Here is a 15,357-nt window from a genome sequence, read left to right on the forward strand (position 1 = left end):
CAATGAGCAGAAGCAAAAGGCCGGTGGGGCGGCGCGTCATAGACAGACTGAAAGAGCCAGGACCAGTGTGTTGGTGCATCCTTGAACGCAACCGCCCGGCAAACGGCTGAAATAGCACTGCAATGGCACAACCGCGCCGCGGCACCCGCGGTATAAGAGGCGGCCGGTCAGGCCCGAGCCGTACCCGCCTCGCTCTTCAGTTGCCGTTTTGCTCACGCTGTTGCCTACTTCCCGTTTGTTGCTGCTGGCCTTGGGGTTGCCGGTGGCTTCTCCCACGCATGGCGTGGCGCAAATGCCCCTGCCCGTTATCGGGGCCGATTCGTTGGTGCACGTAGCGGCCGGGCCGCAGTACCGGCGCGGCTGGCTGCATCAGCTGCTGTGGGGATTTCACTACCGCAAGGAATGGGCTACCCCGGTGACGGCGCCGGTATTTAACCTGCGCACGGTGGTGCCGGGCGGGCTGAAGCCGGTGAAGGAAGGCGGCAGCTTTCAAACGCACAACCTGCGCCTCGTAGCCCCGGACGGCCGCCAGTACGTGCTGCGCTCCGTCGACAAAGACGCCACGGCCGCTCTGCCCGAAGAGCTACGCAACGGCTGGATAGGTCGCCTGATGAAGGACCAGACCAGTGTTATACACCCGTACGGTGCCTACATCGTGCCCCGGCTGGCACGGGCTGCGGGTGTGTACCACACCAATCCCCAGCTGTATTTTCTGCCCGACGACCCGGCTCTGGGCGAGTTTCGCAAGAGCTTCGCCAACGCGCTGTACCTGTTTGAGGAGCGGCCCGAAGGCGACCAGCGGCAGGTGCTCAGCTTCGGCGGGTCGGCGCAGGTGGTCAGTTCCCGCCACGTGTTCGGCCAGCTGATGGCCACAGCGCAGGCGCACGTAGATGCCCGCCGCTACCTGCGCAGCCGCCTGTTCGATATGTGGCTGGGCGACTGGAGCCGCCGCGAAGACCAGTGGCGCTGGGCCAGCTTCCCGACCCCCGACAGCACTACCGTGTACCGCCCCATTCCCCGCGACCGGGACCACGCCTTTTTCAAGTTCGATGACGGCGTGGTCACGCGTCTGGTGAGCTTCTTCAAGACCAACTACCAGACCTTCAGCCGCGACATCAAGCTGCACGACGTGGAGGGGCTGAACCGCGCGGCGCGACCCATGGACAAGTCCCTGCTGGCCTATCTTTCCGAGCAGGACTTCCGGCAGATAGCCGATTCGCTCCGGCAGGCCTTGCCCGACCCGGTCATCAGCGAAGCCTTGCAGGTGTGGCCCAAGGAGGTGTACGCGCTGTCGGGCGAGGAATTCAGGGACAAGCTTCGTAGCCGCCGCGAGCAGCTACCGCGGGTGGCCGAGGAGTTCTTTCGCCAGCTCGCCCGCGACGTGGAAATTCCCGGCACCGACCAGTCCGAACGCTTTGTCATCGAGGCCACGGGGCCCTGGAAAGTAGCGCTGCAGGTATACGTGCTGCGCCCCGACGGCACCAACGGCCGCCTCATAGGCCGGCGTACCTTTGATGCGCGGCAGACGGGCTCCCTGAGCTTGTTTGGGCTCGGTGGCAACGATGAGTTTCAGATTATCGGCCAGCCCGACCGCCGCCTGCGCATCAAGATTTACGATGGGCAGGGCCAGGATGTGGTGCAGCAGCTGCAAGTGCCCGTCCGGGCCACCAAGTCGCGCGTCACCATCTACGATTCGGGCGACGGCAACACCCTGCGCGTAGAGAAAAAGCTGATCGACACGGAAGCCTACCAGCCCAAAGCCAACGAGTACGACGGTGCCGGCTGGCTCCTGCGCCACCGGTTGTATTAAGTCGTAGTCGGTAATAACACCAGAACGTCATTCCGAGCGCCTCGCTTTGGTTCCTCGGCTGCGCTCGGAATGACGTTCTGAGGGCTTTGGCCGTTAATTCCCGTGCACGTGGTCGATGCGGAACATGCCGGCGGCGTAGTTGTCGGCCAGTTGCATAGCCGGAGCACCGCCCGCCGCCGAGTTTAAGCTGGCGAAGCGCACTGGACGCGGCCCGTCGAATGCCTTGAGCACATCGGCTTTGATGTGCATTTCGGGTGCCTCGTCGCCGCCGCGCACGTGCAGAGCGGCGGTGCCGTTGGGCAGAGTGAGCGTGACGGTTCGAATGGTGTTGTACGGGTGGCGGAAGCCGGCTACGTCGTAGAACAGGCCGCCATTGCCCGGTGCCTGTGGCGACGAGCCATTGAGCCGGAAGAAAACGTAGCCCTGGTTCCAGTCCCAGAACATGCCGTGCATGGGGTCCAGCGCCCCGGTTTGCACGCCGCGGGTGTTGCGCACGCTGTCCACCCCGATGGTCATCATCACCTTCGCGTAATCTCCCAGCGGCACCTCTGACAGGGTGAACTTCCCGGAAGTAGGGTCGGCCTGGTCGATGAGGTAGTAGCTGTCCGGCGCGTCCCAGCTCGTGCCGTCGGCGCGCAGCAGCCGGATGTTGGAAAGGTAGTACGTCAGGGTGGATACCCGAAAGGCGTCGCCGGCGGCCGTGGTGTACGGCGTATTCAGCGCCAGCGGGCTGCTGCCGGCCACGTTTTCCACGTGCAGCTCCACGGTACCTAGTTGGGGCTCGGGCTGTTCTTTTTTGCTTTCGCAGGCGGCCAGCGCCAGCAAGCCGGCGAGCAGGAGGGGGTACGTGGTGCGGTTCATAGACAACGATGCGGCGGGTTGAGAGGGCTGCCGTTTTGCCTTCTCACTCGCAGCTACCGCCCCAAAGGTTGCCCCGGGCACACGGTGAGATGGTGAAAGGGTGAGTCTCGTGCTACTTGCGCGGAGTCGCGCCGTCAGAACATCAAACTCACTATTTCACAACTTCACCATCTCACCACCTAGGCAAACACCTTCACCTTGTCCTTGTGCTTGGTACGCATGTACTGGCGGATAATCTGCTGTACATCCTTGTTGTCGACCTGCGCCTTGATGACGTCCTTGAACGCCTCCATGCGCCGCGCCGTGAACGTCTCGTCGATGTAGCCGAAGCCCAGGTAGCGCCCGTGCTCCACCACCACCACCGACCGCTCGCCCGCCCGGCGCCCTTCGCCGATGATGACGAAGGATTGGTGCTCGTAGGTGATGCTCTCCACGGCCTCGTCCACGCGCCGGTTGTAGTCCTCGACCGGCTCCAGCCCGATGCACGCACCCTTGCAGCGGTGCACCTGGTAATCAAAGCAGGAACTGCTGGTCTTGTACAGGTCGCAGAGCTTCTGGCAGAGGTTGTACTTGGCTACCTTATGGTACAGGAAGCCCTTGGCCTTGAACTGATTGCCCAGCGCGATGATGGGTATTTCCTGATTGTTGGCGTCGGCGCGGCCGTAGTAGAGGCGCTTGTAGCCGTTCTCGTCCACCCGCATGTAGATGCCGGCCGGAAACACCGAGCGGCGCTGCGCCCGGTTGTAGTGCGGCTTCAGCCGCTTGATTTCCGACGACTCGTGCAGCAGGGCCACCAGCTCCGAGCCCGTCAGCTCCCAGGTGATGTCGGCAATGGAGTTTTTAAAATCCAGCGACTTCCGGGACTTGTAATCCACCGCGAAGTGCTGCTGAATCCGCTTGTAGATGTTGATGCTCTTACCCACGTAAATCACTTCGCCGTGCTCGTCGTGGAAGTAGTACACACCCGCTTCCTGCGGCAGCGAAGCCACTTTCTCCGGCGTAATCAGCGGCGGGAGCAGGGCCGTCTTGATGGCCTGCTGCACGGCCGCCACCTTGCGGGCCGTGGGCTTCTTCAGTGCTGGGCGGTTGCCCATGGGCGCGGCGGCATCCACGGCCATGAGCTTGTCGGTGGCGGCCGCTTCCTCGTAGCCCGGCGCATCGGCCTCCTGGCTTATCTTAAGCAGGCGGTCAAACAGAATAGCCGTAGCCTCGGCGTCGCCGGCGGCGCGGTGGCGGTTGTGCAGCTCGATGCCGATGTTGGCGCACAGCTTGCCCAGCGAGTAGCTCGGCTGCCCCGGAATCAGGGAGCGGCTCAGGCGCACGGTGCACAGCGTTTTGCGCGAGTAGGTATAGCCCAGGTCGGCAAACTCCTTTTTCAGAAACGAGTAGTCGAAGCGCACGTTGTGGGCCACGAACACGCAACCCTCCGTCATCTGCACCACCTTTTTGGCCACCTCGTGGAAGCGCGGCGCTTCCTTCACCATTTCGTCGGTGATGCCGGTGAGCTGCTGAATGTAGAAAGGAATAGGCCGACCGGGGTTGAGCAGGGTCGAAAACGAATCGACCACTTTATCCCCGTCGTGGATGAAAATGGCTATTTCCGTAATGCGGTCCTGCGTCGGCTGGCCCCCAGTGGTTTCAAGGTCGATGATGGCGTACAATCAGGCAGCGGCTTAGTAGCGTCCGGGATGGTGACGGTTGATAACAAACTTAGCACGAGAAAAGGTGCCGGATTAGTAATCCAGGTAGGAGAGGGGGCAATTAGCGCCAGTCCCGAAGCGGTCCACCGGCAGTCATTGCGAGCAACGCGCGGCAATCGGTCCTGGCCAATGTGCTGACCGTAAAAACGAGCACCGCCCAAAACCAGCAGCTGTAGTTTCGGCCGGTGCCGTTTTTGGTCGGTAGGTACTATCTCCGCGGTGCTACTAGCAGAAGGGTTTGCTCTGCCTTCCTGCGGTTGCCGCGCTCTGCTCGCAATGACTGCCGGTGCTACCGTTTCGGATGGCCCTAAAACAAAAGAACGGCCCGCCTTTCGACGGACCGTCCCTTCTCTCAACAGCCAGGTTAACCCTAGCGGTTGGATCCTTTCCACTGCGTAATCTGGTTTTTGGCAGCCAGAATTTCGCCGTGTTGCTTTTGAACTACCGAGGATACCTGAGCCGGAATCCCCGATTTCAGTGCCGTTTCGTAAGCCTGCAGGGCCACTTGGTCACCGGTTTCGCACTCGCCCAGGATGGCGTCGTCGCTTTGGCCGGTGATGGCCGATTTCAGGTTGATCCAGCCACGGTGCACGGCCGCAGCCGCATCGGCTACTACGCCTTCTACCGTGTTGTCGTTCGTTACGTCGATGCCGGCTTGGCGGGCTTGCTGCTCCAGCTCCGAAACGAACTGGGCGCGTTGCTGGCTCAGGCGGCTCAGCTCCGATTTCAGTTGCGGGTTCGAAACGCCTTCGGCAGCTTCTTGGTAGCCTTTGGCGCCGGTTTTAGCAATTTCAACGAGGTCGTTGAAAGCGCGGGCTGCATCAGAATTTATCGCGGCCATAGTGGTGGTGTCTTGGTTTTGGGTGTGGATAGGGAAGCCGAAGCGCGGCGGTAAGAAAAGTGCGCTTGCGGTTTCTGAGGGCTTATACTTCGGGCTGCGGCGCGGGGTTACGCCCCACGGAATAATTTCTTGCGCAGCTTACTTGCCCACCATGTGCCAGAGGCGCCGGTACCACGGGCGTATTTCCGCTTCCGCTTGTTTTTTGCTGGTTACGCTGTCTTCCCCATCGGCCACGTCGCCGAGCAGGAAGCCGAATGGCTCCAGCGGCTTGTAGGCGTCGAAAACCACTTTCAGGATGGCCGTCAGCGGAATGCTCAGAATCATACCCGGCGTGCCCCACAAGGCCCCGCCCAGAATCAGCGCCAGGATGGCCGCCAGCGGGTTGATGCTGACCGAGGTGCCCGTAATCATGGGCGTGATGAAGTTGCCTTCCAGAAACTGCACCACCACAAACACCCCAATCACCAGCGCTGCCTGCAGCGGGGAGCCGGTTTCTACCAAGGTAATAATGGCCGGAACGGTGGCCCCGATCATGATGCCGATGTAGGGAATGACCGCCAGCACCGACGCGAAAATGGCAAAGAACACCGCGAACTTGACGTTCAGCACCACCAGCCCGATGCCGTTCAGGATGCTCACGATGATAATCACCTTCACCAGGCCTGTGATGTAGGCCTGCACCACCGTCTGAATGCTGTCGACGGTGTTAAGCACCGTGGTGCGCTTATCGGGGGCTACGAAGCGGAACATGAACTGCCGCAGATGGTCGCGGTAGTACAGGAAGCAGAAGATGTAGATGAGCACCTGCGCCAGGTTGCTGAGCACGGCCGTGGTGGTGTTGAACGTGGTACCCAGGTACGTAGTGCCCGATTTTTTCAGCGCCTTCACCGTCGAGTCCTTCACTTCCTCAATGCTCATCGGCTCGTAGCCGAACCGGTCGTGGGCCCAGCTCTGTGCCTCGTTGAAAAAGTCCATCACCTTGGCCTGCAGCTTCGGCAGCTCGTCGCGGAACTGCGTCAGCTGCGACCCAAATCCCAGGATAATGCCCGTGAAAATCAGCAGCACCAGCAGCAGGCACAGCACAATGGCCAGCACCCGCGGCACCTTGTGCACCTCCAGCCAGCGACAGATGGGCAGCAATAGCAGGGTGAAGACGGCCGAAAAAGCTATGGGCAGCAGAATGTCATCGAGTTTGTGCAGCACGAAGACCAGCAGCGTGAGCCCGATGAGCATGAATGTATAGTGGATGACGGGCGCCTGCTTGATTTCCGGCGCCTGATGCGGGTGCTGCGGCCGGTTAAAATTGTTGGGAGGAGGGAGCATTTGCTAAAATTATTGGGAGAAAGGTGTGGGCGGAGCGTGCAGATTTGGCGGCTTTTTCGGAAATTTGACTGAACCTACTCCGAGCAGCGGCGGTTAGGAAACGGGCGGTTTGCCAAAATCAGTAGCAAGCCGGCTAGGCGCGGCAAGGCGGGAAACCTGCCTTTTCTGCGTTATTTTACCGCTTAAACGTATTGAAGGATTTACCGAATGGCTGAGCAGCAACTGCCTCTCGACAGCGCAACGACCCCCACCGCCGACCACGGCTACAACGAGGATTCCATCCGTTCGTTGGACTGGCGGGAGCACATCCGCCTGCGCCCGGGCATGTACATCGGCAAGCTGGGCGACGGCTCCTCGCCCGACGACGGCATTTACATCCTCTTCAAGGAGGTGCTCGACAACTCCATCGACGAGCACATGATGGGCTACGGCCGCACCATCGACGTCAAAATCACGGAGCAGCGCGTGAGCGTGCGCGACTACGGCCGCGGCATTCCGCTGGGCAAAGTTGTGGACGTGGTCAGCAAGATCAACACCGGCGGCAAGTACGACTCCAAGGTCTTCCAGAAGTCGGTGGGCCTGAACGGGGTGGGTACCAAGGCCGTCAACGCCCTGAGCACCACTTTCGTGGTGCAGAGCGTGCGCGACGGGCTGATGAAGTCGGCCGAGTTTCAGAACGGGCAGCTCGTCAGCGACGACAAGCCGGTGAAGACCTCGCAGCGCAACGGCACCATGATGGCCTTCGAGCCGGACCCGAGCATCTTCCGCAACTTCAAGTTCAAGACGGAGTTCCTGGAAAGCCAGATCTGGAACTATGCCTACCTGAATGCGGGCCTGACCATCAACTACAACGGGCAGAAATACCACTCCGAAAACGGCCTGCGCGACCTGCTGGAGCGCAAAACCGACCCGGAGGCCATTCGTTACCCGGTCATTCACCTGAAGGGCACGGACATCGAAATGGCTCTGACCCACGGCAATGACTACGGCGAGGAGTACTACTCCTTCGTCAACGGGCAGAACACCACCCAGGGCGGCACCCACCTGGCGGCTTACCGCGAGGGCATCGTCAAGACCCTGCGCGAGTTCTACAAGAAGGACTACGACGCCTCCGACATCCGCGCCAGCATCGTGGGCGCCATTGCCATTCGGGTGCAGGAGCCGGTGTTTGAGTCGCAGACCAAGACCAAGCTGGGCTCCATCACCATGGAGCCGGAAGGGGCCGTGACGGTGCGCAACTTCGTGGTGGATTTCGTGAAGGAGCACCTCGACAACTACCTGCACAAAAACCCCGAAACGGCCGAAGCCCTGCGCCGCCGCATCGAGCAGAGCGAGCGGGAGCGGAAGGACATGGCCGGCGTGAAGAAGCTGGCCAACCAGCGTGCCAAGAAAGCCAGCCTGCACAACCGCAAGCTGCGCGACTGCCGCTTCCACTTCGGCGAGGGCAAGGTCGTCGACAAAGAGGCGCTGACTACGCTCTTCATCACCGAAGGCGACTCCGCGTCGGGCTCCATCACCAAGAGCCGCAACGTGGAGCTGGAGGCTGTGTTTAGCCTGCGCGGCAAGCCGCTGAACTGCTTCGGGATGAAGAAGAAAATCGTCTACGAAAATGAGGAGCTGAACCTGCTGCAACACGCCCTGAACATCGAGGAAGGGCTGGAGGGGCTGCGCTACAACCGCGTGGTCATTGCCACCGACGCCGACGTGGACGGCATGCACATCCGCCTGTTGCTGCTCACCTTCTTCCTGCAGTTTTTTCCCGACCTGGTGCGCAACGGCCACGTCTACATCCTGGAGACGCCCCTGTTCCGCGTCCGCAACAAGAAGCAGACGATTTACTGCTACGACGAGCGTGAAAAGCAGGCGGCCATCCGCAAGCTGGGCCGCAACCCGGAAATCACCCGCTTTAAGGGCTTGGGCGAGATTTCGCCGGACGAGTTCGGCAAGTTCATCGGCGACAACATCCGCCTGGAGCCGGTGATTCTGCAGTCGGACCGCTCGATTCAGAAGCTGCTGACCTACTACATGGGCAAGAACACGCCCGACCGCCAGAACTTCATCATCGACCACCTGCGCATCGAGAAGGACCTGGTGACTTCCGACACGCTGCCGCTGAGCGAGACGGTAGTGCCGGCCGAGGCGGAGCTGGTGTAAGCCGGTTTTTCGCCCATGCAAAAGCGCCCCCGTGCCAGCCGGTACGGGGGCGCTTTGCGTGTGGGGGAATTCAGAAGTTCAGGTCGTCCGGCTCGTTCAGGGCGCGGCGGCCTTCGCGGATCAACTCAGCCTGTTCATCGAAGTGCGTCTCGTCGCCCAGGTCGGGAATTCTCCATTCGTGGCGGTGCTCCGGGTGCTGAATGCCCAGGCTCTCGCGCTGGCAGTAGTCCTCATACACCTGGGGCAGGGAGGCGCGCAGCTGGTCGAGGTAATGCCGGTTGGCTGCTTCGATAACGGCTATGCGCCAGTCGGCGTGGGCCCCGATGGGCACCGGGCGGCCGGCGTTCTGCAGGCGCTCCAGGGCCAGGGGCAGGTCGTCCACGTCCTGCTCGGCATCGAAGGCCTTGAGCTGCTCTTTAATGTCAAACTGCCGCCGCTTGACCGCCGGCTCGTAGCGCCCCAGCCACTCGCGCACCAGCGCGTCGAAATCGGGGCCGTAGGTGGGGGCATGCGGGCGCGGGTCCTGCGGCGTGGCGGGCGCTGGGGGCTGCTGGGCCCGGCGGGCCTCACGGGCCGCTCTTTCGTAGCGGTGCTCCAACTCCCCGCGCCGGTCGGGCAGGGTGCGCAGGTAGCCCGTGCCGCGGTGCAGGTCCCAGAACTGGGTCCACTCGGTCAGGTCGTTGAGCCGGTCCTGGTCGTCGTCATCGTCGTCCTGGAACCCGGGGTAGCGGCGGTGCAGCCAAAACTCACCGCCCGGATTGCCCACGGTCAGCGCCTTGGGGTCGGCGAGCTGGGCCAGAAAGGCGTCGAAGGTGGCCAGCTCCTCGGCGGTGATGGGTGGCAGCACCGGGCAGGCGGCAATGTCGTCGTGCCAGTCCTCGAAATCGGCGGTCAGCTGGGCGTCAGGCACCTCCACCAGGCCGGCGCGCCACTGGCATTCCAGGTCGAAGAGCTTCTGGTGCTGTATCATCCAGAGGTAGGTGCGCGCGTCCGCTTCGTGCTGGTGCAACAGGTACTCCAGGTTCGATTCGTACACTTGGCCGTTGCGGGCCAAATCGGCCAGCACGGCGGCGTAGCCGCGCAGGCACTGCTCGTGAAAAAGGGGCTGGTAATGGCTGAGGGCTGCCCGCAGGCGCGGGTCGGCCAGGATGTCGGCTTCGCTGCGCGGCGCGGGGGCAGCGGGCTGGGATTCTTCGAGGGGCGTATCGGCCATGAGCGGAATAGGGAGAGGTAACGCGTCGGAGCAGGAATGTACGGCATTGTCGGGTTTGGCGCAATGGCCGCGCCCGGCCCCGCAAAGTCCGCCGCTGACCACCCGCTGCCCGTCGTTCACCCACATTTAGCGCCCCCGGAGCCCGGTAGTTGCCAATTTTCGGCTCGTTGCTCCGCTACTCTGCTAGATACCTTTCTCCGAATGCCCACCGCCTCCCTGCTGCTTATGCCTCGCTCCATACCCGTTTTATGCGCCGCGCTGACGGCCTGCCTGCTCTGCCCGCTCAGCCTTCGGGCCCAGTCCGTCGGCGTGGGCACCACTACGCCCGACGCCTCGGCTGCCCTCGACATCAAAGCCACCGACAAGGGCCTGCTGCCGCCGCGCCTGACCTCGGCCCAGCGCGCGGCCATCAGCAGCCCGGCTACCGGCCTGCTGGTGTACCAGACCGACGGCGTGGCCGGCTACTACTACTTCTCCGGCACCGCCTGGCTGAACCTGAGCACCGGCATCCAGCCCGACGCCAGCGGCCTGCTGCCCGGCGCGCCGACCAGTGGCCTAGTCAGCACCCTGGCCGGCTCGGGCCAAAACAACTTCACCGACGGGCCGGCCACCGCCGCCGCCTTTCGCGCCATCCGGGGCGTGGCCGTGGACGCGTACGGCACGGTGTACGTGGCCGACCAGTTGTCCCACCGCATCCGCGTGATTCGCAACGGGGTAGTGAGTACGCTGGCCGGCACCGGCACCGCCGGCAGCACCGATGGAGCCGCCGCCTCGGCCCAGTTTAACGGCCCGGTGGGCGTGGCCGTCGATGCGGCCGGCACCACGGTGTACGTGGCTGATTTGGACAACCGCAAAATCCGCGTCATCCAGGGCGGGCAGGTGAGTACGCTGGCCGGCACCGGCGCCGCCGGCAGTACCAACGGGCCCGCCGCTGCCGCTACCTTTCGCGGGCCGTTCGGCGTGGCCGTCGATGCCCAGGGCCGGGTGTACGTGGCCGACTACCTGGCCAATACCATTCGCCTCATCCAGGGTGGGCAGGTGAGTACGCTGGCCGGCACCGGCACCGCCGGCAGCGCCAACGGGCCCGCCGCCTCGGCCCAGTTCTTCCAGCCCTATGGCCTGGCCGTAGATGCCGCCGGGGCCGTGTACGTGGCCGATCAAGGCAACGCCAAAGTCCGCCTCATCCGCGATGGGCAGGTGAGCACCCTGGCCGGCTCGGGTGCCCTGGGGTACGCCGACGGGCCCGCGGCCACCGCCCAGTTTACGTCGGTCACCGGGGTGGCCGTCGACGGGCAGGGGGCCGTGTACGTGGCCGACCCCAACAGCCACCGGGTGCGCGTGGTGCGCGGCGGGCAGGTGAGTACCGTGGCCGGCAACGGCACCGCCGGCAGCACCGACGGGCCGGGCGCCGCGGCCTCGTTCAACACGCCCATCGGCCTGGCCGTGGACCGGCAGGGCAGCGTGTACGTGGCTGACTACAACGGCTACAAAGTCCGCCTGATTGGGGGCGCCACCGCGCCGGTGCCGGCCCTGAGTGTGAACGGGCAGACGCTGACGGTGGCCGGCGGCAACTCCGTGACCCTGCCCACGCCCACGCTAACGCTGAGCGGGCAGACGCTGGGCATCAGCGGGAGCAACTCGGTGACCTTGCCCGCCCCCACGCTGAGCATAAGCGGGCAGACGCTGACGGTGGCCGGTGGCAACTCCGTGACCCTGCCGAACAACGCCGACAACCTCGGTAACCACACCGCCACCATGCCCATCCGCTACAGCACCAACGACGCGGACAAAATCTGGTTTACCCAGGCCAGCGGGGCCAACGGCTCCAAGCTCGAACACGGCGCGGGCTGGCTGCTCAACTACTACGCCGGCCCCAACAACAGCATCGCCGGCACCCACCGCTTCCTCACCGGCATCGGCGGCGGCTGGCAGGAGCGGATGCGCATCGCGCCCTCCGGCAACGTGGGCATCGGTACCAACAACCCCCAGCGCACCCTCGACGTGAACGGCACCATCCGCCAAACCACCTACTCCCAAAACCTGAACCTGGGCGCCGGCATCCAGGGCCACTTCCCCTGGACGCACAACCTGGGCTACAAGCCTAACCTGATGTTGAGCGTCGAGGACTCCGGGAACGGAGGCGCGGGCATGTACATCACCCTCAGCTACGAGCACGTCGACAACAACGTGACCAATATCTGGGTCCGTAACACCGGATCCGCGGCCACCTTTCGCGTCCGCTGGATTCGCGTCGATTAAGAGCCGTTCCGGAAAGCCGCCTGAAAGGGCAAAAACGCCGTCATGCTCCATCTGGCGTCCGCGAAGTCGAACCGAAGGAAGGCGTAGCCAAGCATCTCTACCACGTCGTCTGGCTCCCCCTCTCCTTTTCGGAGCGGGAGATGAGGCGCAACGAAGCGCGGACGCCCGATGAGCATAACGGTCTGGGTTTGCCGGCTACGCACCAAGCGGCTACTGGCTTTCGGCGGTCCGGCCCAGCGGGGCTGATGCCCAAGCGGCGAACCAGCTGCCCCACGACCAACGCGCCCCACCTGGTTGAGGAACCGGGTGGGGCGCGTTGGTCGTGGGGCCGGATGGGCAGCCGGAAGCCCGCCTCAGCTTGTGGCGGCCTCGGGCGCGGCCTTACCGGCCGTAGCCGCCTCTGGGGCAGGCGCGTCATAAATCACGTAGCGCCGTGCCGCACCACGTCCGTTTGCACGAAGGCCGACTTGCCGGCCTCGCAGAGGGCCGCCAACTCGTCGTACAGGGCGTTGCCGGCCGTCAGGCGCTGCTGCGTGGCCGTAACCGCCGCCGATTCGGCGTCGTGCTGCTTGCCCACGGCCGCGAGCAGAGCCGCGTTCTGCGCTTCGAGCTGATCCAGCAGCGAAGCCGTCAGGCCCTTGGCCGCGTAGGTGGCCAAGCCGGCCCGGCCCCGCGCTACCTGGTCGTGCTGGCCCCGGCCTGCGACGGGTGGCTGCACGCCGTAGCGTCGGCGGCGGGCTTGGAGCTGCCGGCGTTTGGCTTGCCAGTGGCCCTGCCGGCGTTCCTGGATTTTACCAAGCAGAAGGGCGTTGAAAACAAGTCGGAGCTGAAGCGGCTATTGCGGGCCATCGGGGCGGCCAGCCCAGCGGCCTACCGCGAGCTGGCCGACTTCGTGGCCGGGGTCATGGGGCTGCCATCCGCGCACCGGCCCTGAGGCATCGACGTGAAAATCCGGACTCTTTACTCCGGACCGGGTGAGGTATCAGCCGCCGCAAGTCCTGCTATAAAGCCCGGGGATGCCGTTTGAGCCCAAAAACCCGTACCTTGCCCGTCTTAGCGGTGCTGTACCTGATCTGTCCGCTGAGCTTTAAGGCGTGAGGCCGCTGCTCGCCCTGTCCGTTGTTGCCAACCTTCCTATGACCGCTGCCTCCGCGCTGCCCCAATTACCCAAAGCCCCTACGGGCATCGATGGCCTCGATGAAATAACCAACGGCGGCTTGCCCAAGGGCCGGCCTACGCTCATCTGCGGTTCGGCCGGCTGCGGCAAGACGCTGATGAGCGTGGAGTTTCTGGTGCGCGGCATCCTGGAGCACGACGAGCCCGGCGTGCTCATGGCCTTCGAAGAAACCGCCGACGAGCTGTCTTCCAACGTCACCTCGCTGGGCATCGACCTGAAGCAGCTGGTAGCCGACAAGAAGCTGCGGCTCGACCACGTGCACGTCGACCGCTCCGAAATCGAAGAAACCGGCGAGTACGACCTGGAAGGCCTGTTTATCCGGCTGGGCTACGCCATCGACAGCATCGGGGCCAAGCGCGTGGTACTCGATACCATCGAGTCGTTGTTTTCGGGCTTCACCAACCAGGCCATTCTGCGTTCCGAAATCCGGCGCCTGTTTCGCTGGCTCAAGGACAAGGGCGTCACCACCATCATCACCGCCGAGCGGGGCGAAGGCCAGCTGACGCGCCAGGGACTGGAAGAGTACGTGTCGGACTGCGTGATTCTGCTCGACAACCGGGTCATCAACCAGATTACCACCCGCCGCCTGCGCATCGTGAAGTACCGCGGCAGCACCCACGGCACCAACGAATACCCGTACCTGATTACCGAGGACGGCATTTCGGTGCTGCCCGTCACGAGCCTGAAGCTGGAGCACAACGTCTCCAACGATATAGTGTCGACGGGCGTACCGGAGCTCGACGAGATGTTTACCCGTGGCGGCCTGTACCGGGGCAGCAGCGTGCTCATTACCGGCACGGCCGGCACCGCCAAAACCACGCTGGCCGCCTTCTTCGCCGCCGCCGCCTGCCGCCGCGGCGAGCGGTGCCTGTTCTTTGCCTTCGAGGAGTCGCCGCAGCAGCTGATTCGCAACATGCTGTCGGTGGGCCTGGATTTGCAACCCTTCGTGGAGCAGGGCCTGCTCTACATCGAAGCCTCGCGGCCCACGCTCAACGGGCTGGAGCAGCACCTGGTGACCATTCACAAGCTGATCGGCCAGCACCGGCCGCAAGCCGTCGTCATCGACCCGATCAGCAACCTCGTGTCGGTGGGCAGCATCACGGAAGTGCGCGGCATGCTTACCCGCCTCATCGATTACCTGAAAGTGCAGGGTATCACGGCCCTGTTTACGGCCTTGGTAAACGGACGCAACGCCAACCAGGAAATGACCGAAGAAGGCGTCTCGTCCTTGGTGGATACCTGGCTGCATGTGCGCGACCTGGAAGGCATCGGGGAGCGAAACCGCGGCGTGAGCATCCTCAAGGCCCGCGGTATGTCCCACTCCAACCAAGTGCGCGAGTTCCTGGTCACCGACGCGGGCATCCGCCTGCTCGACGTGATTATTGGCCCGAGCGGCATCGTGACGGGGGCCAGCCGCCACACCCAGTTTTTGCAGGAGCAGTCTGTGGCCCTGGCCGCCCAGCAGGAAATCGAGCGCCGCGAGCGGGAACTGGAGCGCAAGCGCCGGGTGCTGGAAGCCACCATTGCCAACCTGCGCACTGAGTTCGAGTCGGTGGAGGAGGAGCTGCGCTTCACCAACCGGGAAGAGGAGCGCCAGCACCAGGAACTGTCGCAGGCCCGCCGCCAAATTGCCGCCGGCCACGGCGCGCGTTCGGCCAACAATTCGGCCGCCGCGCCTACCAATTCGTAAACGTCCAGTATGGAGATGCCACTGGCCCCCACCCAATCAATCATGGACGAGGAAACATGGGAACTGCGCCTGTACGTCGCCGGTCAGACCGTCAAGTCCGTTACGGCGCTAGCTAACCTGAAAAAATACTGCGAAGAACACCTGCAGGGACGCTACCGCATCGAAATTATTGACCTGCTGGAAAACCCCCAGCTGGCCGAGGGCGACCAGATTCTGGCCATTCCGACCTTGGTGCGCAAGGTGCCTTCCCCAATCCGCAAAATCATCGGCGACCTGTCGAACCAGGAACGCGTGCTGGTGGGCTTGGACATTCGGCCGGGCCACTAGCA

Annotated in this window: 12 protein-coding genes; 6 read left to right on the forward strand and 6 right to left on the reverse strand. The window is 63.6% G+C overall.

The window, feature by feature from the left end; translation table 11 throughout:
- Positions 1–220 precede the first annotated feature (220 nt).
- Positions 221–1,810 carry a hypothetical protein gene (locus B0919_RS17040; RefSeq protein ID WP_139362199.1) on the forward strand — a complete coding sequence of 530 codons (1,590 nt, stop codon included), beginning with the start codon at positions 221–223 and terminating at the stop codon, positions 1,808–1,810.
- Positions 1,811–1,903: 93 nt separating this feature from the next.
- Here the strand turns inward: B0919_RS17040 and B0919_RS17045 are convergent, their stop codons facing one another.
- The 4 genes from B0919_RS17045 to B0919_RS17060 form a co-directional block, all read right to left on the reverse strand.
- Positions 1,904–2,671 (reverse strand): MbnP family protein, encoded by a 768-nt coding sequence (locus tag B0919_RS17045; RefSeq protein WP_078013493.1) that lies wholly within the window; start codon positions 2,669–2,671, stop codon positions 1,904–1,906.
- Positions 2,672–2,850: 179 nt separating this feature from the next.
- Positions 2,851–4,332: an exonuclease domain-containing protein gene (locus tag B0919_RS17050; protein WP_078013494.1), complete on the reverse strand. Its 1,482-nt coding sequence runs from the start codon at positions 4,330–4,332 to the stop codon at positions 2,851–2,853.
- 409 nt (positions 4,333–4,741) lie between these two features.
- Complete coding sequence (locus B0919_RS17055) at positions 4,742–5,212, reverse strand: PA2169 family four-helix-bundle protein (protein ID WP_078013495.1); 471 nt, start codon at positions 5,210–5,212, stop codon at positions 4,742–4,744.
- 138 nt (positions 5,213–5,350) lie between these two features.
- Positions 5,351–6,535, reverse strand: coding sequence for an AI-2E family transporter (locus B0919_RS17060; RefSeq protein WP_078013496.1), 1,185 nt, complete (start codon positions 6,533–6,535; stop codon positions 5,351–5,353).
- 207 nt (positions 6,536–6,742) lie between these two features.
- Here B0919_RS17060 and B0919_RS17065 point away from each other — a divergent pair, with 207 nt between their 5' ends.
- Entirely contained in the window at positions 6,743–8,689 is a 1,947-nt protein-coding gene (locus B0919_RS17065) for a DNA topoisomerase IV subunit B (protein ID WP_078013497.1), read from the forward strand.
- 70 nt (positions 8,690–8,759) lie between these two features.
- Here B0919_RS17065 and B0919_RS17070 read toward each other — a convergent pair whose 3' ends face one another.
- Positions 8,760–9,902: a hypothetical protein gene (locus B0919_RS17070; protein WP_078013498.1), complete on the reverse strand. Its 1,143-nt coding sequence runs from the start codon at positions 9,900–9,902 to the stop codon at positions 8,760–8,762.
- 225 nt (positions 9,903–10,127) lie between these two features.
- Between B0919_RS17070 and B0919_RS17075 the strand changes: the two genes are divergently transcribed.
- The gene (locus B0919_RS17075; RefSeq protein ID WP_139362200.1) at positions 10,128–12,161 is read left to right on the forward strand and encodes an NHL repeat-containing protein; all 2,034 of its coding nucleotides are present in this window, start codon (positions 10,128–10,130) and stop codon (positions 12,159–12,161) included.
- A gap of 421 nt (positions 12,162–12,582) precedes the next feature.
- Here B0919_RS17075 and B0919_RS17085 read toward each other — a convergent pair whose 3' ends face one another.
- Positions 12,583–12,879 carry a hypothetical protein gene (locus tag B0919_RS17085; protein WP_078013501.1) on the reverse strand — a complete coding sequence of 99 codons (297 nt, stop codon included), beginning with the start codon at positions 12,877–12,879 and terminating at the stop codon, positions 12,583–12,585.
- Positions 12,880–12,927: 48 nt separating this feature from the next.
- Between B0919_RS17085 and B0919_RS17090 the strand changes: the two genes are divergently transcribed.
- The 3 genes from B0919_RS17090 (at position 12,928) to B0919_RS17100 (ending at position 15,355) form a co-directional block, all read left to right on the forward strand.
- The gene (locus B0919_RS17090; RefSeq protein WP_176133099.1) at positions 12,928–13,095 is read left to right on the forward strand and encodes a hypothetical protein; all 168 of its coding nucleotides are present in this window, start codon (positions 12,928–12,930) and stop codon (positions 13,093–13,095) included.
- 202 nt (positions 13,096–13,297) lie between these two features.
- Positions 13,298–15,028: a circadian clock protein KaiC gene (gene kaiC / locus B0919_RS17095; protein ID WP_078013503.1), complete on the forward strand. Its 1,731-nt coding sequence runs from the start codon at positions 13,298–13,300 to the stop codon at positions 15,026–15,028.
- Between the two features lie 9 nt (positions 15,029–15,037).
- Positions 15,038–15,355 (forward strand): circadian clock KaiB family protein, encoded by a 318-nt coding sequence (locus tag B0919_RS17100; RefSeq protein WP_078013504.1) that lies wholly within the window; start codon positions 15,038–15,040, stop codon positions 15,353–15,355.
- The last annotated feature ends 2 nt before the right edge of the window (positions 15,356–15,357 follow it).

It is taken from the genome of Hymenobacter sp. CRA2, from assembly GCF_002007105.1.
GTDB lineage: Bacteria > Bacteroidota > Bacteroidia > Cytophagales > Hymenobacteraceae > Solirubrum.